A 22,008-nucleotide genomic window follows, 5' to 3' on the forward strand; every position below is an offset into this window, starting at 1 on the left:
ATTCAATGCTCTGCCGTAATTTCCTTCCAAAGAGAACTAGTTCAGATGTTTCGCCAGGCCCGGAGTAACAAGCCGTGACGGATGCGTTTTTTGCCGGCCTTGCCGAACTCGATCCCGGTTCGGTCTGGCTCGTCGGTGCCGGACCCGGTGACCCGGGGCTTTTGACGCTTCATGCCGCCAATGCGCTCCGCCAGGCGGATGTGATCGTTCATGATGCGCTGGTGAATGCCGATTGCCTGAAGCTTGCCAAGCCGAGCGCCGCACTCGAATTTGCCGGCAAACGCGGCGGCAAGCCGTCGCCGAAGCAACGCGACATCTCGCTCCGCCTCGTCGAACTGGCCCGCGCCGGGCTCAGAGTCCTGCGCCTCAAGGGCGGTGACCCGTTTGTCTTCGGCCGCGGCGGCGAGGAAGCTTTGACGCTTGTCGAGCACGGTATTCCGTTCCGCATCGTGCCCGGCATCACCGCGGGCATTGGCGGGCTTGCCTATGCCGGCATTCCGGTGACCCATCGTGAAGTCAATCACGCAGTCACCTTCCTCACCGGCCACGATTCCTCCGGCGTGGTGCCGGACCGGATCAATTGGGAAGGCATCGCCAAGGGGTCGCCGGTCATCGTCATGTACATGGCGATGAAGCATATCGGTCAGATTTCGGCGAACCTCATCGCCGCCGGCCGTTCGCCCGACGAGGCGGTCGCCTTCGTCTGCAATGCGGCGACGCCTGAGCAGGTGGTGCTTGAGACCACGCTTTCCCGTGCCGAAACCGATGTTGCGGCTTCGGGATTGGAGCCGCCGGCAATCGTCGTCGTCGGGGAAGTCGTTCGGCTGCGTCCGTCGCTCGACTGGGTGGGCGCGCTCAGTGGCCGCGCGCTTACCGCGGACCCATTCTCGAACCGCATACGCCGGAACCCGGCATGAGCGGTCTGATGATTGCTGCCCCGAGCTCCGGCTCGGGCAAGACAACGGTGACGCTCGGCCTGCTGCGGGCGCTGACGCGGCGCGGCTTTTCCATCGCACCAGGCAAAGCGGGCCCGGACTACATCGATCCGGCCTTCCACACCGCCGCAAGCGGCAAGCCCTGTCTCAACTATGATCCCTGGGCGATGCGGCCGGAACTGCGCCTCGCCAACGCTGCGGCCGCGACGAAGGACGGCTCCACGCTCATCATCGAGGCGATGATGGGGCTTTATGACGGCGCCGCCGACGGCACGGGATCGCCGGCAGATCTGGCCGCAACGCTCGGGCTGGCGGTGATCCTGGTTGTCGATTGCGCCCGTCTCTCCCATTCGGTCGCGGCGCTGGTGCGCGGCTATATGGATCACCGCGATGATGTGCGCGTCGCCGGCGTCATCCTGAACCGGGTGGGCAGCGACCGCCATGAGGCGATGCTGCGCGACGCGCTCGACCGCGCAGCCGTCCCGATTTTCGGCGTGCTGCGCCAGGATGGCGCGTTGACGCTGCCAGAACGGCATCTGGGTCTCGTACAGGCCGGCGAGCACGGGGCGCTCGAAGCCTTCATCGACCATGCGGCGATGCGCGTCGCGTCGGGCTGCGATGTTGATGCCATCCTCGCCGTAGCGTTTCCCTTGCGGGCGGATACGCCGCCGGAAGCGAAAGCACTGAGTCCGCTCGGCCAGCGGATCGCCGTCGCTCGCGACGTCGCCTTCGCTTTCAGTTACGAGCATCTGCTCTCCGGCTGGCGCAGGCAGGGAGCGGAAATCTCGTTCTTTTCACCGCTGAATGACGAAGCGCCCGATGTCGGCGCCGACGCGGTATATCTGCCGGGCGGCTATCCGGAATTGCACGCCGAGATGCTCGCCGGTGCTTCGCACTTCCGCATGGCAATGCAGGCTGCGGCCGGGCGAGGCGTCCGCATCTACGGGGAGTGCGGCGGCTACATGGCGCTGGGCGAAGGGCTTGTCGCGGCGGGCGGCGGACGTTACGAGATGCTTGGGCTGTTGCCGCTCGTCACCAGTTTCGCGGAGCGCAGGCGGCATCTCGGCTACCGGCGCGTCGCGCCGATCGACAATGGGTTTTTCGAGGGACCGATGACGGCGCACGAATTTCACTATTCGACCATCCTTTCCGAAGGGGCGGCCGAGCCGCTCTTCGCCGTGGTGGATGCTGCAGGCGTCGATCTCGGCCGCACCGGCCTTCGCCGCGGGACTGTTGCCGGCTCCTTCATGCATCTCATCGATCTTGCGGAGTGACGATGATTGCGCCGATTGTCCATGGCGGCGGAATCACCGAGGCTGCGGCCCGCTTCGGCGGTGCGCCCGACGATTGGCTCGACCTTTCGACCGGCATCAATCCGTGTCCGGTCGCACTGCCGGAGATCGACGCGCGGGTCTGGCATCGCTTGCCGGATCGGCATCTGGAGGAGGCAGCGCGCACAGCCGCACGCGGCTATTACAGGACCAGCCATCTCCTGCCGCTGCCGGTGCCCGGGACCCAAGCCGTCATTCAGTTGCTGCCGCGGCTTGCTGACCCGACGAGGCGCGCCGCCATATTCGGGCCGACCTATGGCGAATACGCGCGCGTCCTGAAGGCAGCGGGCTTCATCGTCGACACTGTCGCACGCGCCGATGATCTCGCGGCGGCGCACGGCATTGTGGTTCTCGTAAATCCCAATAACCCGACCGGCCGGCTTTTCCAGCCCAACGAAATTCTGGCCATGGCAGAGGCGATGAAGGCGCACGACGGCCTGCTCGTCGTCGACGAAGCCTTCGGGGATCTCGAGCCTCAGGCAAGCGTTGCCCCTGATGTCGCCGCCCATGGCAACGTCGTTGTCTTCCGTTCCTTCGGCAAATTCTTCGGTCTCGCGGGCCTGAGGCTTGGCTTCGTTGTCGCAAGCGGGTCGATCACGGAATCCTTCCGCGAATGGCTTGGCCCTTGGGCGGTGTCAGGGCCGGCGCTCGCCGTTTCGGCGAAGCTGATGGAACGCGACACGAAGCCGATCAGGGATGGCATTCTCAAACGGAATGCGGCGCTTCATGCAGTGCTTCACGGCGCCGGCATCGATGTCATCGGTGGCACCGGGCTTTTCGCGCTCGTCGACCATGAACGAGCATATGATCTTCATACGGCGCTCTGCCAGGAGCGCATTCTGACGCGCAAGTTCGACTACGATCGGCGTTGGCTGAGGATCGGGCTGGCCGCCGACGCGGCTGGCGACCGCCGTCTGGCCGAAGCCTTGCGCCGGGCAGGAGTCTAGATGTCGGCCGAAATTTTCCTCGTCCTCGTTGTGGCTCTCATCATCGACCGCCTCGTCGGCGATCCCGACTGGCTCTGGGAGAGGCTAACGCATCCGGTGGTGCTCTTCGGTAAGGCGATCGGCGTTTTCGACGCGGCGCTCAATCGTGGAGCGGCGGACGGCGGCTGGCTGAAAATGCGGGGCATTGTGACCATCCTCGTCCTCCTCGCCTCGAGCATCGTGTTCGGTGTGGTGCTCAATCGCCTGTTCGATGTTCTCGGCGCTGTTGGTTTTGTCCTCGAGGCAATGACCGTTGCCGTTTTCCTCGCGCAGAAGAGCCTCGCCGATCACGTTCGCCAGGTCGCTGACGGCCTGCGCAGCGACGGTCTTGCGGGTGGCCGCGAGGCTGTGTCGATGATCGTCGGCCGCGATCCGAAAACGCTGGATGAGCCCGGCGTCTGCCGGGCGGCGATCGAAAGCCTCGCGGAAAACCTTTCCGATGGTGTCGTCGCTCCGGCCCTTTGGTACGCTGTTGCCGGGCTTCCCGGCCTGTTTGCCTACAAGATGCTGAATACTGCAGATTCGATGATCGGCCACAAGAGCCCGAAGTATCTTCATTTCGGCTGGGCCTCGGCGCGGCTCGACGACCTCGCCAACCTTCCGGCGGCGCGGCTCTCGGTTCTCCTCATTGCCGCTGGGGCCCGTCTCAAACGGGGTCTCGAAGCGGCCAAAGCCGCGATCGAGGTGGCAAAGCGCGACCATGGCTTCCACCGCTCGCCCAATTCCGGCTGGCCCGAGGCGGCGATGGCGGGCGCGCTCGACATTCAGCTTGCCGGGCCGCGCGTCTACGGCGGAACGAAGGTGGACGAGCCGATGATCAACGGCTCCGGCCGCGCAGTCGCAACGATTGACGATATCGACGCCGCCGTGGGCGTCTTCTATGGCGCCTGCACCGCACTCGCTCTGGCCTCTGCCGTCATCGTTCTGCCGTTCCTGCTATTCTGAAAGTCCAGCGTCGGAGAAGGCGATGTCGTCTGATTTGTGGATTGGTCGCTCCGGCCGCAAGCCTCTCATCATTGCGCACCGCGGCGGTGCTGCCCTTGTTGCCGAGAATACCGTGGAGGCGCTGCGTGCCGCCGAGGGTGCTGGGGCAGATGCCATCGAGACGGATATACGCCTCACGAAGGACGGCGCCTTCGTTTGCATGCATGATGACGACCTTCGACGGCTTTGCGGAGATGCGCGCAGCGTCTCGGCTGTGGATCCCGCAACGCTGCGGCAGCTGCTGCCGAGCACGATGACGCTCTACGAGGCGCTGGCGGCGTCCGGCGAATGTCAATTTATCGGCTTTGGCTGGCGATCACTTGATCGAGATTAAAAACCGCGCTCCGGCCGGCGCGATCACGACGACGAGCCGAGGGGGGGTGAACAGCCGATGTTGCAATTCTCGGCTTGAAGGTGCAGGCCCCCGTTTCCGGCGCATATCTGCGCTCGAGCCGCAGCCGGTCGCCGTTTGGCAACACCGTTTTTCAAATCTGAGTGGCAAAAGACCAGGAGGCATTGGCTTTTGCGGTGCATTTTTCTATAGGGTTCGCCAAGACTCGATTTTCAAGAGGTAAGCGCGTGACAGCTACATTCGACAAGGTTGCCGACATCATTGCGGAAACGAGCGAGATCGATCGCGAGACGATCAAGCCGGAAAGCCACACGATCGATGATCTCGGCATCGACAGCCTGGACTTCCTCGACATCGTCTTTGCGATCGACAAGGAATTCGGCATCAAGATTCCGCTCGAGCAGTGGACCCAGGAAGTCAACGAAGGCAAGGTGTCGACCGAGGAATACTTCGTGCTGAAGAACCTCTGTGCCAAAATCGATGAGCTTCGGGCGGCCAAGGCCTGATTGACACGCCGCTGACACGGTTCGATCCGTTTCCCGATGCCGCCTGCAGCGACCTTCGCTTGACAGGCGGCATCGGCATTTTTACTTGAGCCCAAAACGAACGGGATGAGCCCTGATGCTGCTTGAATATTTCCAGATGGTCGACCGGGTCGAATCCGTCGATCTCGCGGCGGGCCGGCTCACGGCGCGATCCGTCGTGCCGGAGAAGAGCCCGGTGTTCGAGGGCCATTTTCCCGGCTATCCGCTGGTTCCCGGCGTGCTACTGATCGAAACGATGGCACAGGCTTCCGGCTTTCTCGTGCTTGCCGCCACCAAATTCGCGGCGATGCCCTTCCTGATGTCGGTCGACGGCGCCAAGATGCGCACATTCGTCGAGCCTTCGGCCGAGCTCGAAATCGAAGCATTTCTCGAGCACGAGGGCTCTGGCTTCGCGGTGACCAAGGCCAAGATCGCCTCGGGCGGCAAGAAGATCTGCGACGCGCAGCTGAAGCTCAGGACGATGCCGTTCGATCAGGTGCCGCTTGGCGAGATCGTCCGCAAGCGCGCCGAGGAAGTGGGATTGATGGCCGCGACGGCCGCTTCGGAGAAGTAAAGATGACCAAATCCGCAAACGACGTGGTGATCACCGGCGTCGGCATTGTAACGAGCCAGGGGGTTGGCGCCGAGCCGCACGTGGCCCTGTTGAATGCCGTCGAACCGCCGAGGGCGCGCATCGAGACGGAGCGTTTTGCACCCTATCCGGTCCATCCTCTGCCGGAGATCGACTGGTCGCAGCAGATTGCCAAGCGCGGCGATCAGCGTCAGATGGAGAATTGGCAGCGTCTCGGCGTCTTCGCAGCCGGTCTCGCGCTGGACGATGCGGGGCTCAAGGACAATCTCGAAGCTTGCGGCAGCATGGATATGATCGTCGCGGCCGGTGGCGGCGAGCGTGACATCAATGTCGACTCGCTGATCGTCGACGAGGCCCTGAGGCGCAACGATCGCGAACAGCTTCTGAACGAGAAGCTGACGACCGAGCTCCGCCCGACGCTCTTTCTGGCCCAGCTTTCCAATCTGCTCGCCGGCAATATCTCGATCGTGCACAAGGTGACAGGCTCGTCGCGCACCTTCATGGGCGAGGAAGCGGCGGGTATTTCGGCGATTGAAACCGCCTTCGCCCGCATCAAGGCCGGGCAGTCGACGCATACGCTCGTCGGCGGCGCCTTTTCGGCCGAGCGTCTCGACATCATCCTTTTGATCGAAGCCATCCAGGGGCATGCCCTTGGTGAGTGGCATCCGATCTGGTCGCGCAAAGCCGATAACGGCGGCGGCATGATCCTGGGATCGGTGGGCGCCTTCCTCGTTCTGGAGTCACGCGAATACGCCGAAGCCCGCGGCGCCCGCGTCTATGCGACCATTGGTGCGATCGAAGGCGATCGGGGCAGCCGCGAGGACGGCCGACTTGAAGCACGGCTTAGGGATCTGGCACGGCCGGGCGCAGCGCTTGAGGCGCAGTCGACCGTGGTCTTTTCCGGCACCAGTGGCTTCCATGACCTGGCGCGGCGCGAGAAGGCTTTCCTCGATTCGGAGCTGGCCGGACGGCCGGTCCGCGCCTATGGCGGTCTCGTCGGCCACGGTATCGAGGCGCAGTTCCCGGTCGGCATGGCCCTTGCCGCGCTTTCGCTCGGGCATGCGGCCAAGGTACCGCCCTTCGATCCTGCCGAAGCGCTGATGACGGCGCCCGCCAAGGCGGCGATCGTCACGACCATCGGCCATGCCCGCGGCGAAGGGATCGCCGTGCTGTCCGCGGAATAAGGAGCTCGAGCATGAGCAAAGCTTACACCGACCACCTCGGCCGTCCGATCGTCGCCGTTACCGGCATGGGCGTCATCACTTCGCTCGGTCACGGGCTGGAGGACAACTGGGCGGCGCTCAGCGGCGGCGTTTCCGGCATTCACAAGATCACCCGCTTCCCGACCGAGGGGCTTTCGACCCGCATCAGCGGCACGGTCGACTTCATTGAGATTCCGGCCGAAAACGCTGTCGAACGCTCCTATGCGATGGCGCGCGAGACGACTCTGGAAGCGCTCGCGCAGGCAGGCCTTTCCGGCGATTTCAAGGGCCCGCTGTTCCTGGCTGCGCCGCCGATCGAACCGGAGTGGAACGCGCGCTTCGAGCTCGCGGACCGGGCGCCGGCCTCGGAGCGGCCAGGCGACGCCTATAACCGGTTCCTCGCTGCCATGCGCCAGAAGGCCGATCCGATCTTCCACGAGGCGGTGCTGTTCGGCTCGATTTCCGAGCGGCTCGCCGATCGTTTCGGTACGCGCGGCTTGCCTGTGACGCTGTCGACGGCCTGCGCTTCGGGCGCCACCGCCATCCAGCTCGGCGTCGAGGCGATCCGCCAGGGCCGCACCGATCGAGCGCTGACGGTCGCGACCGACGGCTCCGTCAGCGCCGAGGCGCTGATCCGCTTCTCGCTGCTTTCCGCGCTGTCGACCCAGAACGATCCGCCGGAAAAGGCGTCGAAGCCGTTTACCAAAGATCGCGACGGCTTCGTGATCGCCGAAGGCGCGGCCACTCTGGTGCTCGAATCGCTCGAAGCGGCCATCGCCCGCGGCGCACGCGTCTACGGCATTCTCAAGGGCTGCGGTGAAAAGGCCGATCTCTTCCACCGCACGCGCTCCTCGCCGGATGGCGGGCCGGCGATCGCGACGATCCGCGCCGCGCTCGCTGACGCAGGTATCGCTGAAACCGGCATCGGCTACATCAATGCGCACGGCACATCGACGCCGGAGAACGACAAGATGGAATATCTGTCGATGTCGGCCGTCTTCGGCGAGCGGCTGCCATCGATCCCGGTTTCGTCCAACAAGTCGATGATCGGCCATACGCTGACCGCCGCCGGGGCGGTCGAGGCGGTCTTTTCGATCCAGACGATGCTCACCGGCACGCTGCCGCCGACCATCAACTACCAGAACCCGGATCCGGCGATCGTTCTCGACGTCGTGCCGAACGCGAAGCGTAGCCAGCAGGTCACTGCCGTCCTGTCGAATTCCTTCGGTTTCGGCGGCCAGAACGCCAGCCTCGTGATGACCGCCGAGCCGGCCTAAGCCGCTCGACGATTGAATACCTGCCTTCCGCAAAGGAAAGACCATGCGCGCCCTGCAACTGCTCGATGACCGCAAGCTCGAAATCACCGACCTGCCGGAGCCGGAGGCGCCCGGTCCCGGCGAAGTGACGCTCCGGGTCAAGGCGGTTGCGCTCAACCATATCGACGTCTGGGGCTGGCGCGGCATGGCCTTCGCCAAACGCAAGATGCCGCTGGTCATCGGTGCGGAAGCATCCGGCGTCGTCGAGAGCATCGGCCCGGGTGTGGCGAGCGTTCTGCCGGGCCAGCTCGTTTCGATCTATGGGGCGCGCACCTGCGGCCTCTGCCGTCCCTGCAAGGAAGGGCGCGACAATCTCTGCGAGCATGTCGGCGGCGTGCACGGCTTCCACCTCGACGGTTTTGCCCAGGAGAAGATCAATCTGCCGGCGCGCCTGCTGGTTCCGGCACCGCCCGGTGTCGACGCGGTCGGTGCGGCGCTCGCTCCGGTCACCTTCGGGACCGTCGAGCACATGCTGTTCGACAACGCCAAGCTCGAGCCGGGCGAAACGATCCTCGTCCACGCCGGCGGCTCCGGCATCGGCTCGGCGGCGATCCAGCTCGCCAAGAAGATCGGCTGCACCGTCATCACCACGGTCGGCTCCGACGACAAGATCGAAAAGGCCAGGGCGCTCGGGGCCGATCACGTGATCAACTACCGCACCGACCGCTTCGAGGGCGTGGTGCGGAAGCTCACCAAGAAGAAGGGCGTCGACGTCGTCTTCGAGCATGTCGGCAAGGATACCTGGGCAGGCTCGATGCTGTCGATGAAGCGGGGCGGCCGTCTCGTCACCTGCGGCTCGACATCCGGCGTCTCGACCGACATGAACCTGATGATGCTCTTCCAGCAGCAGTTGAAGCTGCTCGGCTCGTTCGGCTGCCGCATGGAGAACATGGCGAACGCCATGCAGAAAATGGCAAGCGGCCTCGTTCATCCGGTGATCGATACGGAGGTCGGCCTTGCCGACATCGATCGCGCGCTCGAGCGCATGGAGTCGCGCCGGATCTTCGGCAAGATCATTCTGCGGATGGATTGACCCCGGTGCGAATGCTGATCACACGGCTGGTGCTCGCTGCCGATCGCTTCCGGCAATGGCTGATCGCGCAATTCGTGTTCCTGCTGCTCAATATCCTGAAGCTCTTTCCGGCGGATAGCGCGATCAATTTCATGGATCGCGTTGCTCGCTGGATCGGTCCGAAGACCCGCCGCTACAAGCTGACGCTCACCAATTTGCGCAATGCCTTTCCGGAAAAGAGCGACGGCTGGATACAGGAGATCGCGCTCGAAAGCTGGGGTAATATGGGCCGGCTCGCCGCCGAGTACGTCTTCCTGGACCGGCTGTTCGACTTCGATCCGCACCGTGCGGAGCCGGGCAGGGTGGAGGTTTCGGGCATACCGCTCTTCCTCGAACTGCGCGACAATCCACGGGCCTTCATCGTCTTCACGGCGCATAGCGGCAATTTCGAGATGCTGCCGGTGGCGGGGTCTGCCTTTGGGCTGGACGTGACTGTGCTCTTCCGGCCGCCGAACAATCCTTACATGGCGGAGAAGGTATTCGAGTTCCGCAAGGAGCGGATGGGCAACCTCGTGCCGTCGCATGCGGGCTCTTCCTTCGCACTTGCCCGCCAGCTCGAGCGTGGCGGCGGCGTTGGCGTGCTGGTCGACCAGAAGTTCCGCAAGGGGCTGAAGACGAAGTTTTTCGGGCAGGACGTCCAGACCAATCCGCTGCTCGCAAAACTGGTCCGCCAGTTCAATTGCGAGGTCTATCCGGCCCGTTGCATCCGTCTCCCCGGCGGCCGCTTCCGCCTGGAAATCGAACCGGCGGTCGAAATTCCCCGCAGGGCCGATGGCAGCGTCGACGTCAACGCAACGGCGCAGATGCTGAACGACAAGGTCGAGAGCTGGGTTCGCGAATATCCGGGCCAGTGGCTCTGGTACCACGACCGTTGGCATATCAAGCGCTATCTCTAGCCAATCATCTCGGATGTGTCTGCCGCGTCACTAGGCGTGCTTGCACGGCGCGCGCCGCGAGGTACAGTTCGCCTCGAATATCGAACATGTTGCAAAACTCGGCGTCGAAAACGTTTGCGGCCGATTCGCTCTGCCTTCTGCAGTTGAACGACCACGCGATGCGTGTACACTCGTCCTTGCGCTGAGGGCGTGGAAGGTGCAAGGCGGTCTCGCGTCGCATCAGGGGTTCGATCAAAATTTACAAATTTGCAGCTGTACTGGCTCGCCTTTGAACGCATTGGCGCAAGCTTTGCCGTGGGAATGAGGTTTGCGAATTGAACGAATTGATTGAGCTGTTTTGGTTCAAGTATTCGCAGTTGCAGTATGCGGTAAAGGTCGCAGACGAGCATTTGGTCGGCATACTAGATCGAGAGCTCGATCCGATTTTGAGAGCCGTCTACGACGAGAAGGCCGCGAGCATCGAAGATGCCCGCCTTCAGTTCCAATTTCTCGTGGACCTGTTGCGTGCCGAGGCGGACGACCTCGCCTGTGTGCTGCGCCACTCGCGATTGCTGAAGTCGCTGATCGATCGCTATCTTGCGGCAACAGGAACTACTGATCTCGCCGGGCTCGACCTTGACCGGGCTCCGAAACTGCCGACCAAAGGGCGCGCCGACGAGGGCTTGCTGAACGAGGCGATCCTAGATTGTCTTCCCGACCGCGTCGCGGTCATCACGCCGGATTACCGGTACCTCTACACCAATGCCGCGCATGCCATCCATCTCGAACGCCGGCCGATGGATCTGATCGGCCGACATGTCGTCGAGTTCATCGGCTTTCGGCGCTTCGAAGAGCGCGTCAAGGTTCATCTCGACCGCTGCTTCGCCGGCGAGGTAATCGATTACACCTTCGCCAAGACCGTCGATGGCCGCACCGTCGTCGTCCGCTGCCGCATGACACCCTGCCGATCATGTGCCGGCAAGCTCATCGGCGCCATCCTGGTTATTCAGGAACATGCCGACAGGCGGAGGGCGGTGGCCGCTTGACCGCCATGATGCGGCCGCTCGTCCTTCAGCGCCGTGCGCCTTTCAGGCGCACAAAGGTCGCTGTAGCACTTTTAATTGCTGCATGTTTTTACCCTTAAATCGCTGCGATTTAAGGAAACATGCAGTTGTGCCGAGCGAGGATGCCGTGGCTGCCCCGCATAGGCGATACGGCCGTCAAGCAACTCGCCGTGTTCGTTCATTCGCTTGGCGGCGGCGAGTAGCAGAGGCATCGAGCGCCAAAGCATGGCTGTGCGCATTTGCCGTGCGCCCTTCAGGGGCGCGCGGCTTTTCTGTGCGCAAATCAACAGGAGATGCTAAACTTTGTCGGAGGCCGCCGATGCCGATTGAAAACGGCGTTTGCCGCGAGAGGCACCTGCGTTCGGGCGTCGCCCTTTGCAGCTGATCCATTGTGGCGGCGTCACTCGAAAGGAGATGCGTGATGTCACAGGAATGGCCCATGTTCATCCTGCAGTGCATCGTCGTCTTCGGCCTTGTCAGCGCGCTTTTCATCCGCTTCGGCGACTAATCCTTCGCCGTCATCGCCACTATTGCTTGGACCAGACCGCCAACTCGTAACCATCCGGATCGGCAAAGTGAAAGCGCCGGCCGCCGGGGAAGGGGAAGATCGGCTTGAGGATCTTGCCGCCGGCGCCCTCGACACGGGCCAGGGCGCCCTCCAGGTCGTCGGCATAGATGATGACGAGCGGCCCTCCGCTGCGGACCGATCCGATCGTCGTAAAGCCGCCGGTGAGCCGGCCGTCCGCAAATTCGCAAATATTCCGGACCGTAGTCGGTGAAGGTCCAGCCGAAGGCGCTGCCGTAGAAGGCTTTGCTCGCTGCGATGTCGGCAACGTTGAATTCGATATAGTCGATGCGTCGGTCGTTGCCGATCATGGCATGTCCTCTCCCGTCTTTGTCTTCTCGTTACCTGTTTCCAGCATGGCCTTCAACGCGGCGAGATCCTTCTCCACACAGGCGGCGTCGGCCGCGAACTGCTCGTCGCTCATGTCGGCCTGTCTCAGCAAAGTGAACATCACTTCCGCGCCATCGCCATTCGTACGACACGCAACGCATTGTGAACCTTCGCGCCGTTCTCGAGCGTCACGAGATGGTCCACGGCGCCGAGCTGATTGTCGGGAGCGAAGCGGACGCGGGCGTTGCCGAGCGGGCCGGGCGCAATCCATTCGTCTCCGTCGCGCGTAAGCCCCGAGGAGAGCCCCGAGGCCCAAAGCGGCATTTTCTCGTGACAGCGATCCTACAACGAGAAGTGGGCCGAAAGGAGCTGATTGTAGTCAATGAAATAGACATGGATGTGCCGATCGCGCTGGCGGTGACGCTTTCCTATTGCATGTCGCTCTATGAAACGATCGGCCATGGTGAACATGCCTGGTTCGATGCGTCCGTAACCCTGCTGTTCTTCCTGCTGATCGGTCGTACGCTCGACCACATGATGCGGGGGCGCCTCTTCCAGGGAGGGGTGATGGTCAAGGACGGCTCGGCCATGGAGCGCCTCGCCGGGATCGACACGGTGCTTCTCGACAAGACCGGGACCCTGACGATCGGCGAGCCGCGGCTGGTCAATCAGAACGAGATTTCGCCTGACGCGTTGGCGACCGCCGCGGCGCTCGCCGCGCATTCGCGCCATCCGATCGCGGTCGCGCTGCACCACGTGGCCGGCAGTTTTCTGGAAGGGGACATAAGCGAAATTCCGGGTTCGGGCATTCAAGCCAGGACGCCGGATGGGGTCTATCGGCTTGGCAGCCGCAGCTTCGCCTCTGGCGGCAGCGGCGTCTCGGGCGGGCTGCCGGAAGCGATCCTCTCGCTTGACGGCCGAGAGCTTGCCTGCTTCCGCTTCGAAGATCGCCTGCGCCCAGCCGCACGCGAGAGCGTCGCCGCCCTGCACAAACTGGGCTTGCGACCGGCATTCTTTCCGGCGACCGGGAGCCAGTCGTGGCGGAGATCGGCCGCAGGCTCGGAATTTTAAAATGGCGGGCCGAGCTTTCACCGCGCGACAAGAGGGGGGCTTTTGCCGCCGCATCCGGAGGCCATCGGGTATTGATGGTCGGCGGCGGCGTCAACGATGCCCCGGCACTTCGCGCCGCCCATGTTTCGACGGCGCCGGGGACGGCGGCCGACGTCGGGCGCCAGGCTGCCGATTTCGTCTTCATGCACCACCGTTGACCGCCGTTCCCTTCGCCATCGAAATCTCGCATCGGGCCGGCCGGCTGATCCGCCAGAATTTCGGCCCGGCGATCGGCTATAACCTCATCGCCGTTCCAATCGCAATTCTCGGCTATGCAACGCCGCTGGTGGCGGCGATCGCGATGTCCACCTCGTCGGTGATCGGCGTTGCGAATGCCCTGAGATTGCGAAGCCTTGCGTCCGCGAAGACCGCTGAGGCGCCGGCTCTTCGCTCGCTCTTGCGACCGGCAGGAAGCGCCCGATGAACACTCTCATCGATCTCATCCCGATCGCGCTGCTTCTCGGTGGCCTCGGTCTTGCCGCGTTTCTCTGGGCGCTGAAGAGCGGACAATATGAGGATCTCGACGGCGCGTCATGGCGCGTGCTCGACGACGGCGACGGCAAGCCGGAGAAGCATTGATTTTGTCGGGAATGGCTTGTCGTAAATCGATTTGAATGCCAAAACAGCCTCCGCCGCCGCATGTCTCGCCCGTCGCTTTTCTTGTGAGGTGCCCTACATGCGCAGATCAAATTCAAGGGGTCGGCACACGGTCATCGCGGTCGATGCCAGCCTCTCCTGTCCAATGGAGACAATCACGTGTCAAAGGCGGAAATCGGCCTAATCGGTCTCGGCGTCATGGGATCGAACCTGGCGCTCAATATCGCTGAAAAAGGAAACAGGATCGCCGTTTTCAACCGCACGGTTGACGCGACGCGCAAATTCTACGCGGAGGCTGGCGCGCTCAAGGAGCAGATCGTTCCCTGCGAGACGATCGAGGAGTTCGTCGCCGCGATCCGTCCGCCGCGTCCGATCATCATCATGATCAAGGCCGGCGATCCGGTCGACCAGCAGATGCAGGCGTTGAAGCCCTATCTTTCGAAGGGCGACATCATGATCGACGCGGGCAACGCCAATTTCCGCGACACGATGCGCCGCTTCGACGCGTTGAAGGACTCGGACCTCACCTTCATCGGCATGGGTGTTTCCGGCGGCGAGGAAGGTGCGCGCCATGGGCCGTCGATCATGGCCGGCGGCACCGAAGAGTCCTATCGCCGTGTCGAGAAGGTGCTGACCTCGATCGCTGCGAAATATGACAATGATCCCTGCGTCGCCTGGCTCGGCGAAAACGGCGCCGGTCATTTCGTCAAGACCATCCACAACGGTATCGAATATGCCGACATGCAGATGATCGCCGAAATCTACGGCATCCTGCGCGATGGGCTGAAGATGACCGCGCAGGAGATCGGCGAGGTCTTCGGCGCCTGGAACAAGGGTCGGCTCAATTCCTATCTGATCGAGATCACCGAGAAGGTGCTGAAGGCCGCCGACCCGCTGACCGGCAAGCCGATCGTCGACCTGATCCTCGACAAGGCCGGCCAGAAGGGCACCGGCAAGTGGTCGGTGATCGAAGCGCAGAACATGGGCGTTCCGGCGACTGCCATCGAAGCGGCCGTCGCCGCCCGCAGCATTTCCGCCGCCAAGGAGGAACGAGAAGCCGCCGAGAGGATCCTCGGCCTGCCGGCGGTCGGCGAGTTCAAGGTCGGCGACAGGCAGGCCTTCATCAAGGACTTGGAGAACGCGCTGCTCGCCGCCAAGATCGGTGCCTATGCCCAGGGCTTCGCCGTAATGTCCGCGGCCTCGAAGGAGTTCAACTGGAACCTGCCGATGCCGACGATCGCCAGGATCTGGCGCGCCGGCTGCATCATCCGCTCGCAATTCCTCGACGAGATCACCACCGCCTTTACCAAGGCGCCGGATGCGGCCAATCTGATTGTGACGCCTGCCTTCGCTTCGATGGTAAAAGAGACGGACGGGGCTCTGCGCCGCGTCGTCTCCGCGGCCGTGCTCGGCGGCCTGCCGGTGCCGGCGCTCGCCTCGGCGCTCGGCTATTTCGACAGCTACCGCCGCGGCCGCGGCACGGCCAACGTGATCCAGGCGCAGCGCGACTTCTTCGGCGCCCACGGCTTCGATCGCGTGGACGGCGCCGACAGCCACCACGGCCCGTGGGGCAGCGGGCTGAACGCGTAAGATCAGTTTAGACCGCTTCTACCAAAGGAAGGGTGGCGCTGGCCGCCCTTTCACGACAAGCTCACGGCATCTCAAGCAAGGGAGCAATCGGGAAGGCAGCATGAAATTCAGAGTGATCGAAGGGGGCAAAGCGATCGAAACCAGGCCCGGCACCGGGCCGGCAGGCATCCGCGACGAGGCGGAGAGACGCATAAAGTCGACGGGCTACGAGCAATGGCGGGTACGCAGCCTCGCCACCGGGGCGCCGATCCCGAGACCGATCCAGTACCTGAAGATGCAGATCGATTTCGTTGCCGAGAAACTGCAACAGCTCAATCCGATTCCGGCGGATTTTACCGACGACAAATATTGGCCAGCCGTGAGCATATGAAGCGTACGGCCGCAATATAATCCCGCATTTGCGCGGAACGGCAACGCCCGCATCGACGGCGCCGACAGCCACCCAGGCCGTGGGCAGTGGGTTGAACGTCTCAGCGGAACTTGCTTTGTGGGGGCAATGGGGCGGCCAAACATGCGCCGCCCCATTCGTTTGGCAGGACGTCAGGCGTTGGAAGTCACTGAGAGGTTACCAAGGAATGGAAGAGACCATAGTTCCGGAAGTCTGGGGCTGGTATCGGCAATTCGTGCGTGATCGCAATGACCACACGACACCGAATTTGTTCGTCCCTCACGGTGAAGCTGAAATCCAGGATTTCGAACGTGAATTTGGTGACGCTCTGCCGCCGGTATATCTCGCCTTCTTGCAGCAGATTGGGACCGGGCGGCTGACAGCGGATATCAACGGCGGGGATACTCTCGATTACGAGAATTCCTTCCTAAGCACATCGAGTATTGCCGAGATATTGCGCCGTAACTCGGTCGAGTGGCGTATCTATCCTGACTTCATCGACGACGACGAAGTTCCCTTCTTCAGTCTGGGAAACAATTCAGTTCTGGTTTTCAGGCGAGGGCATGGAACTGCTGTGTACTATCCTTTCGGGAAATCCGCGTATGCACGGAACTTCAACCAATTTCTCGCGCGGTTGATGACGGATTGCACCTTCTACAGACAGCTATTCAGGTTGCCGTTGCTCGCCCCACGAAAATGATACGGCACGCGTTCGGCCGCCTCACTTCTCCCGCTGCGGGTAAATCGTCTCGCCGCACTTCAGCATTTCGACAAAGGTCTGGATCTTCTTCCTCCGACCGACTTCCGTCTTCATGTTATGGGTGCGGAAGGCAAGCGCGAAGCGGTTCTGTTCGCTGAGCTTGCCGAGCATTTCCCGAGCCTTGGGTTCCGCATCGATCGCGGCCTGGAGATCGTCGGGAATCTTCATGTCCTTGCCGCTCCCGTAGGCGCGGTCCCAACGGCCGTCGGCCTTGGCCATCTCCACCTGCCTGAGACCGTGCTCGGTCATCCGGCCTTCTTCGACCAGCCGTGCAACATTGTCGACATTGATCTGGCTCCAGGTACTCTTCCTGCCGCGCGGGGTGTAGCGCTGCAGATAGCTCTTGTCGTCGAGGCCCTTGCGTACGCCGTCGATCCAGCCCCAGCAGAGCACCACGTCGATGGCTTCCTTCGGCGTGATCGACTGTAGCCCCGAATCCACCTTGTGGATCTTGATCCAGACCTCGTCCTCCTTGTCATGGTGGTTGCCGAGCCAGCGATAGAAGCTCTCGGCGGTCTCGAACTCGTGCACCTTTTCGGGATCGACTTTGACGGGCGGCATGAAGCAACTTTCCTCCTGTCGGCTGAAATTTCAACCTTGCACCGGGCAGCCTACAAGGCGGCCCTTCTGCCTTCCAGCCCTTAAGTTCCGCGAGTACGCGCAGGCGATGACGAAACTCGGTGAGCGCGACTGGCGCGCGCGACGGGCTCGTGAGAAGGTAAGGCCAAACGCGCCGGCAGGCCAGCGTGTCGGCGACGTAAGCCCTGCAGGAGGAGGTTTGCATGCCTGCGGTGTCGAACCTGAGCTACGATGATTGGCTCGAGCATGCGTTCAGCCACTCGATCCGGCCGCATGGCAATCCCTGGTTCTTCGATGAAGACCCTCCGTGGTGGGATCCGGAGCCGCCTGTCGCCATCGATTACTTCACCAGACTCTTTTCGACGACCGAGCGTTCGCTGGCCTTCTTCTCCGACGCGCAGATCGCTCAGGGCTTCACCTACCTGCTGAGCACCAGCGCCTCGGGCGACAACGGGTGGTTCTACAAGACAACCACGCCCACGGCAGCGCGGCTGCGCTGCGTCGAGGCGATCGAGACTGTCTTCGCCGACCTGTTCGCGTCGCGCTGCGCCGCCGTGTTGGGCCACATCGACGAACCCGGGGCGGCTCCGCTTAACACCGTCTGCTACATGTGGTGGGACGAGTTCCCATGTTTGGCGCTTGCCGACGATCCGGCGTGCGATCTCATGCACAGGGCGGCGATCGACGTGATGCGTCGATCGTTAAGACTCGACTCGATCGCGTGTCAGGAGGCAGCCCTCCACGGCCTCGGCCATTGGGCGCGGTACCGGCCGAACGACGTTGCCGCGGCCGTCGATGAGTTCCTCGGCGGCGCACGCAGCAAGCGAGACGAGATCGTCTCCTATGCCCGATCCGCGAGGTGCGGCTGTGTCCTCTGAGGCGTTGTGAGACTTGCGGTCCACTTCGGCCGATGCCTGATAGCATACCTCTATGCCTTGGCCGACCTCGCCATCGGAGGCTGAAACTCCGGCTGGCTGAGGCTTTGAAGGGTCTCGGGGGGCTTTCCCTCGATATGGCCGATCACCGCCTTGGCGAGCTCCCGACCGGCCAGGCGGATATCCTCGTACATGGTCATCACCTCCGGACGCAGCCAACGCAGGAAGTCGCTCGGCACCTTGGAAACCATGTCTGCGTCTTCGCCAAGCTTCTTCCGTGCCGCCTCGATGCCGGCGATCAGCGCAATCGCGCCGGAACCGCTACCGGAAACGATGCCGTCGGGGGCCTCTTCCGAGCGCATCAGCTTTTCGAAGGCATCGCGCGTGGCGACCAGGCTGTAGTCGATGTTGACCTGGTGGAAGCTCACCGACTCTGCATCGAAATCCTTGAGGCCGCGTTCGAAGCCGGTGCGCATATGCGAATGGAAGGTGAGGTGCGGCGGCGGCTCCAGGAGCACCAGCCGGCGCCTGCCGCGCTCGACGAGCCTGCGCACGGCCTCGTAGGCGAAGCGCTCGTTGTCGAAGTCGTGATAGGGGTGGGCGATCCCCATCTCTGTCCGTCCATGCGTCGCGAACGGCAATTGACGTTCGGTGAGCAGCCTCACGCGTGGGTCGTGCGGCTCCATTCGAGAGATGATCACGCCGTCGGCGGCCCCCGTATCGAGAATGTAGCGGATCGGGCCGAGCGGATCCTTGGAGGAACTGTAGGGCGTCACAACGAGGTGGTACGGCGTGCCGGCGAGGATTTCGGTGATGCCGATGACCATCGGGCTGGTTATGCCCATGATCTCTTCCTCCAGCGTCAGCACAAGGCTTATCACATTGGTCTTGCCGGTTCTGAGGCGCACGCCTGCACGGTTCGGCTGATAGCCGATCTGCTTTGCAACTAACCGGACGCGCTCCTTGGTCTCCGCGCCGATATCGGGCGCATCCTTCAACGCGCGGGAAACGGTTGTGATGCCGAGCCCGGTCATGAAGGCGATCGTCTTCAGTGTCGGCCTGCCGCCTTCCGCTGGCGGCGCTGCCGCTGGCCTGTTCTTTGCCCTGCCTTCCATGCCCGTCACGTATAACCTGCTGTTCGGACCCCCCCGCATCGGTTTCGAACCGCAATCGCGGTGCCGACACCATAGCGATAGCCCGTCTCCTGGCCAATTGCCGCCGTTATATACGATTTGCCCAGACGTACCATATCGGGGCGGAGCGAAATCGCCCAAGAAATCTGTAACGATACAGGAGCAATGTCGAGCTTTTTTGTTGTTGCACTGCGAAGAGCATAAACAGAGGGTTGAATCTGGCGTCCGCGAAGTTCCATGCTGCGCATGCGAAATCGCGGCGCCCGTTGCAACTACATATTTCATTAGTTGTTTGTGACAAATCAAGTATTTATCGTCTTCCGCCCGCGTAATGGCATCGGATACGAATGGGGAACAAAGGAGACGTCCGAGGAACTGCCGATGCAATCTGCGGATGTGGATTTCTAATTAATTTGAATTATCCGTTGTGGGTGTTGCGTCGCCAAATGGTTTGAACTAAGTTTTTTACGGTAACGTTACAGTGAGGGAGGAGACTCATGAAATTGCGTTCTTTGGCCGGCGCTCTGGCCGCAACCGTGGCCCTGCCGTTTGGCCTGGCTCACGCCACCGATCTTGAAGTCACGCATTGGTGGACGTCCGGCGGCGAGGCCGCAGCGGTCGCCGAACTGGCGAAGGCCTTCGACGCGACCGGCAACAAATGGGTCGACGGTGCGATCGCCGGTTCCGGCGGAACGGCGCGACCGATCATGATCAGCCGCATCACCGGCGGCGACCCGATGGGCGCAACCCAGTTCAACCATGGCCGTCAGGCGCAGGAATTGGTTGAGGCTGGTCTGATGCGCGACCTGACCGATGTCGCCACACGGGAGAACTGGAAGGAGATCGTCAAACCGGCAAGCCTGCTCGACTCTTGCACCATCGAAGGCAAGATCTATTGCGCACCCGTCAACATCCACTCCTGGCAGTGGCTATGGCTCTCGAATGCCGCTTTCAAGCAGGCAGGCGTTCCGGTTCCGAAGAACTGGGACGAGTTCGTCGCTGCGGCACCGGCGCTTGAAAAGGCCGGGATTATACCGCTTGCGGTCGGTGGCCAGCCGTGGCAGGCGGCAGGAGCGTTCGACGTCTTGATGGTGGCCATTGCCGGCAAGGACGTCTTCGAGAGCGTCTTTGCCAAGAAGGACGAGGCAGTGGCTGCCGGACCCGAGATTGCCAAGGTCTTCAAGGCTGCCGACGATGCTCGCAAGTTGTCGAAGGGCAGCAATGTTCAGGACTGGAATCAGGCAACCAACTTGGTGATCACCGGCAAGGCTGGCGGCCAGATCATGGGTGACTGGGCGCAGGGCGAGTTCCAGGTCGCGGGCCAGAAAGCTGGTGTCGACTACACCTGCCTTCCGGGTCTCGGCGTGAACGAGGTGATCTCGACCGGCGGCGATGCGTTCTATTTCCCGCTGCTCGAGGATGAGGAAAAGTCGAAGGCGCAGGAGGTGCTGGCATCGACACTGATCAATCCGAAAACGCAGGTTGCGTTCAACCTGAAGAAAGGCTCGTTGCCGGTGCGCGGCGACGTGGACCTCGCGACCGCCAATGACTGCATGAAGAAGGGCCTCGAAATCCTCGCCAAGGGCAATGTGATCCAAGGCACTGACCAGCTTCTGTCGCCCGACAGCCAGAAGCAGAAGGAAGACCTCTTCTCCGAGTTCTTCGCAAACGCCTCCATGACGCCCGAAGACGCGCAGAAGCGCTTCGCGGAGATCATCGCGGCGGCAGATTGATCGCGGCCTCTTGACGGCCTCGCTGCTGGCGGGGCCGTCGCCCAAGCTCTCGTCCTAAAATCCGCGCCGGATCCGCATGAGGCGGTGCGGCGGCAGAGGCAGACGAGGGCAGGGGCTACGCTCGTGGTCGGTTTTGGCGCTCGGCGGCTTAGTCGTCGCATGGGCCGGCCACCCTCAGACATTGTCGCAGTTCCGGAGGAGGAAACATGACGGCTCTCACACGTGGTTCGGCTAGGCCGAACCAGTGGCTGCGCAACCTGAATGCGAAGATCGCCTCTATCCCGATGATCCTGACAGCCGTGGTCATCTTCCTCGGCGGCACAATGTGGACCGTCGTCTATTCCTTCACGAGTTCAAAGTTGCTGCCGCGCCTCTCTTTCGTCGGGCTCGATCAGTACGAGCGGCTGTGGGCGGCGCCGCGCTGGATCATTTCCATCCAGAACCTTGCAGTCTACGGGTTTTTCTCGCTGATCTTCAGCCTGGTGATCGGCTTCGTGCTCGCCGCATTGATGGATCAGAAGATCCGCTTCGAGAACACCTTTCGCACGATCATGCTCTATCCCTTCGCCCTGTCCTTCATCGTGACCGGGCTGGTCTGGCAATGGCTGCTCAATCCGCAATACGGCATCCAATCGATCGTTCGCTCGCTCGGCTGGACGAGTTTCTCCTTCGATCCCCTCTACGACGCCGACATCGTCATCTACGGCATCCTGATCGCCGCGCTCTGGCAGGGTACGGGTCTCGTCATGTGTCTGATGCTCGCAGGCCTGCGCGGCATCGACGAGGACATCTGGAAGGCAGCGCGGGTCGACGGCATCCCGATGTGGAAGACCTATGTGCTGATCATCATCCCGATGATGCGCGGCGTCTTCATCACCACCCTGGTGATCATCGCGAGCGGCATCGTCAAGGTCTATGACCTCGTGGTGGCGCAGACGAGCGGCGGGCCGGGGATCGCATCGGAAGTGCCGGCCAAATACGTCTACGACTACATGTTCCTCGCCCAGAACCTGGGGCAGGGCTTCGCCGCCTCCACCATGATGCTCGTCACCGTCGCCATCATCATCGTGCCGTGGGCGTATCTGGAATTCGGGGGAGGCCGCAAGCGTGGATAA

Annotated in this window: 21 protein-coding genes and 3 pseudogenes; 20 read left to right on the top strand and 4 right to left on the bottom strand. The window is 62.5% G+C overall.

What is annotated here, in order from left to right:
* The first annotated feature begins 74 nt into the window (after positions 1 to 74).
* The 12 genes from cobA to CO676_RS09230 all read left to right on the top strand — a co-directional run bounded on the left by cobA (position 75) and on the right by CO676_RS09230 (position 11,215).
* Positions 75 to 917 carry a uroporphyrinogen-III C-methyltransferase gene (gene cobA / locus CO676_RS09175; protein WP_097520512.1) on the top strand — a complete coding sequence of 281 codons (843 nt, stop codon included), beginning with the start codon at positions 75 to 77 and terminating at the stop codon, positions 915 to 917.
* A complete protein-coding gene (locus CO676_RS09180) occupies positions 914 to 2,209 on the top strand; it encodes a cobyrinate a,c-diamide synthase (protein WP_097520514.1) in 1,296 nt (431 codons plus the stop codon). Before cobA ends, CO676_RS09180 begins: the two co-directional genes overlap by 4 nt.
* Before the next feature lie 2 nt (positions 2,210 to 2,211).
* Positions 2,212 to 3,213, top strand: coding sequence for a threonine-phosphate decarboxylase CobD (gene cobD / locus CO676_RS09185; protein WP_097520516.1), 1,002 nt, complete (start codon positions 2,212 to 2,214; stop codon positions 3,211 to 3,213).
* Positions 3,214 to 4,197, top strand: coding sequence for an adenosylcobinamide-phosphate synthase CbiB (gene cbiB / locus CO676_RS09190; protein WP_097520518.1), 984 nt, complete (start codon positions 3,214 to 3,216; stop codon positions 4,195 to 4,197). It abuts the gene before it with no gap.
* 22 nt (positions 4,198 to 4,219) lie between these two features.
* The gene (locus CO676_RS09195) at positions 4,220 to 4,570 is read left to right on the top strand and encodes a glycerophosphodiester phosphodiesterase family protein (RefSeq protein WP_348628058.1); all 351 of its coding nucleotides are present in this window, start codon (positions 4,220 to 4,222) and stop codon (positions 4,568 to 4,570) included.
* A gap of 245 nt (positions 4,571 to 4,815) precedes the next feature.
* Entirely contained in the window at positions 4,816 to 5,094 is a 279-nt protein-coding gene (locus CO676_RS09200; protein WP_012708338.1) for an acyl carrier protein, read from the top strand.
* A gap of 115 nt (positions 5,095 to 5,209) precedes the next feature.
* On the top strand, positions 5,210 to 5,686 hold the full coding sequence (locus CO676_RS09205) for a 3-hydroxyacyl-ACP dehydratase FabZ family protein (protein WP_014764890.1): 477 nt from the start codon (positions 5,210 to 5,212) through the stop codon (positions 5,684 to 5,686).
* A 2-nt stretch (positions 5,687 to 5,688) separates the two neighbouring features.
* Positions 5,689 to 6,888 carry a beta-ketoacyl-ACP synthase gene (locus tag CO676_RS09210; protein WP_014764889.1) on the top strand — a complete coding sequence of 400 codons (1,200 nt, stop codon included), beginning with the start codon at positions 5,689 to 5,691 and terminating at the stop codon, positions 6,886 to 6,888.
* Between the two features lie 11 nt (positions 6,889 to 6,899).
* A complete protein-coding gene (locus CO676_RS09215; RefSeq protein ID WP_097520520.1) occupies positions 6,900 to 8,183 on the top strand; it encodes a beta-ketoacyl-ACP synthase in 1,284 nt (427 codons plus the stop codon).
* A gap of 43 nt (positions 8,184 to 8,226) precedes the next feature.
* Entirely contained in the window at positions 8,227 to 9,255 is a 1,029-nt protein-coding gene (locus CO676_RS09220; RefSeq protein WP_014764887.1) for a zinc-binding dehydrogenase, read from the top strand.
* 11 nt (positions 9,256 to 9,266) lie between these two features.
* Positions 9,267 to 10,190, top strand: coding sequence for a lipid A biosynthesis lauroyl acyltransferase (locus CO676_RS09225; RefSeq protein ID WP_097520522.1), 924 nt, complete (start codon positions 9,267 to 9,269; stop codon positions 10,188 to 10,190).
* Positions 10,191 to 10,504: 314 nt separating this feature from the next.
* A complete protein-coding gene (locus CO676_RS09230) occupies positions 10,505 to 11,215 on the top strand; it encodes a PAS domain-containing protein (RefSeq protein WP_014764885.1) in 711 nt (236 codons plus the stop codon).
* 545 nt (positions 11,216 to 11,760) lie between these two features.
* Here CO676_RS09230 and CO676_RS09245 read toward each other — a convergent pair.
* Both CO676_RS09245 and CO676_RS09250 read right to left on the bottom strand, forming a co-directional pair.
* A pseudogene (locus tag CO676_RS09245) lies at positions 11,761 to 12,109 on the bottom strand (VOC family protein).
* Positions 12,106 to 12,461: pseudogene (locus CO676_RS09250) on the bottom strand (SRPBCC family protein); the annotation flags it as partial. The pseudogenes CO676_RS09250 and CO676_RS09245, both read right to left, overlap by 4 nt.
* Positions 12,462 to 12,518: 57 nt before the next feature.
* On the opposite strand from CO676_RS09250, the pseudogene CO676_RS09255 reads away from it, so the two are divergent.
* The 5 genes and pseudogenes from CO676_RS09255 to CO676_RS09275 form a co-directional block, all read left to right on the top strand.
* A pseudogene (locus CO676_RS09255) lies at positions 12,519 to 13,662 on the top strand (HAD-IC family P-type ATPase); the annotation flags it as partial.
* Complete coding sequence (gene ccoS / locus CO676_RS09260) at positions 13,659 to 13,817, top strand: cbb3-type cytochrome oxidase assembly protein CcoS (protein WP_097520524.1); 159 nt, start codon at positions 13,659 to 13,661, stop codon at positions 13,815 to 13,817. The pseudogene CO676_RS09255 and the gene ccoS, both read left to right, overlap by 4 nt.
* Before the next feature lie 177 nt (positions 13,818 to 13,994).
* Positions 13,995 to 15,425 (top strand): NADP-dependent phosphogluconate dehydrogenase, encoded by a 1,431-nt coding sequence (gndA, locus tag CO676_RS09265; protein WP_097520526.1) that lies wholly within the window; start codon positions 13,995 to 13,997, stop codon positions 15,423 to 15,425.
* Positions 15,426 to 15,525: 100 nt separating this feature from the next.
* Entirely contained in the window at positions 15,526 to 15,795 is a 270-nt protein-coding gene (locus tag CO676_RS09270) for a hypothetical protein (protein WP_097520528.1), read from the top strand.
* Positions 15,796 to 16,000: 205 nt separating this feature from the next.
* A complete protein-coding gene (locus tag CO676_RS09275) occupies positions 16,001 to 16,513 on the top strand; it encodes an SMI1/KNR4 family protein (RefSeq protein ID WP_097520530.1) in 513 nt (170 codons plus the stop codon).
* Positions 16,514 to 16,534: 21 nt separating this feature from the next.
* Here CO676_RS09275 and CO676_RS09280 read toward each other — a convergent pair whose 3' ends face one another.
* Positions 16,535 to 17,134 carry a YdeI/OmpD-associated family protein gene (locus CO676_RS09280; protein WP_097520532.1) on the bottom strand — a complete coding sequence of 200 codons (600 nt, stop codon included), beginning with the start codon at positions 17,132 to 17,134 and terminating at the stop codon, positions 16,535 to 16,537.
* A gap of 221 nt (positions 17,135 to 17,355) precedes the next feature.
* Between CO676_RS09280 and CO676_RS09285 the strand changes: the two genes are divergently transcribed.
* Positions 17,356 to 18,030, top strand: a complete 675-nt coding sequence (locus tag CO676_RS09285) for a hypothetical protein (protein WP_014764877.1) — start codon at positions 17,356 to 17,358, stop codon at positions 18,028 to 18,030.
* A gap of 50 nt (positions 18,031 to 18,080) precedes the next feature.
* On the opposite strand, the gene CO676_RS09290 is transcribed toward CO676_RS09285, so the two are convergent.
* A complete protein-coding gene (locus tag CO676_RS09290) occupies positions 18,081 to 19,142 on the bottom strand; it encodes a LacI family transcriptional regulator (protein WP_097520533.1) in 1,062 nt (353 codons plus the stop codon).
* Positions 19,143 to 19,657: 515 nt separating this feature from the next.
* Here CO676_RS09290 and CO676_RS09295 point away from each other — a divergent pair.
* Positions 19,658 to 20,893 (top strand): ABC transporter substrate-binding protein, encoded by a 1,236-nt coding sequence (locus CO676_RS09295; protein WP_014764875.1) that lies wholly within the window; start codon positions 19,658 to 19,660, stop codon positions 20,891 to 20,893.
* Between the two features lie 206 nt (positions 20,894 to 21,099).
* The gene (locus CO676_RS09300; protein WP_014764874.1) at positions 21,100 to 22,008 is read left to right on the top strand and encodes a sugar ABC transporter permease; all 909 of its coding nucleotides are present in this window, start codon (positions 21,100 to 21,102) and stop codon (positions 22,006 to 22,008) included.

Source organism: Sinorhizobium sp. BJ1, assembly GCF_002531555.1.
GTDB classification, from domain to species: domain Bacteria; phylum Pseudomonadota; class Alphaproteobacteria; order Rhizobiales; family Rhizobiaceae; genus Sinorhizobium; species Sinorhizobium fredii_B.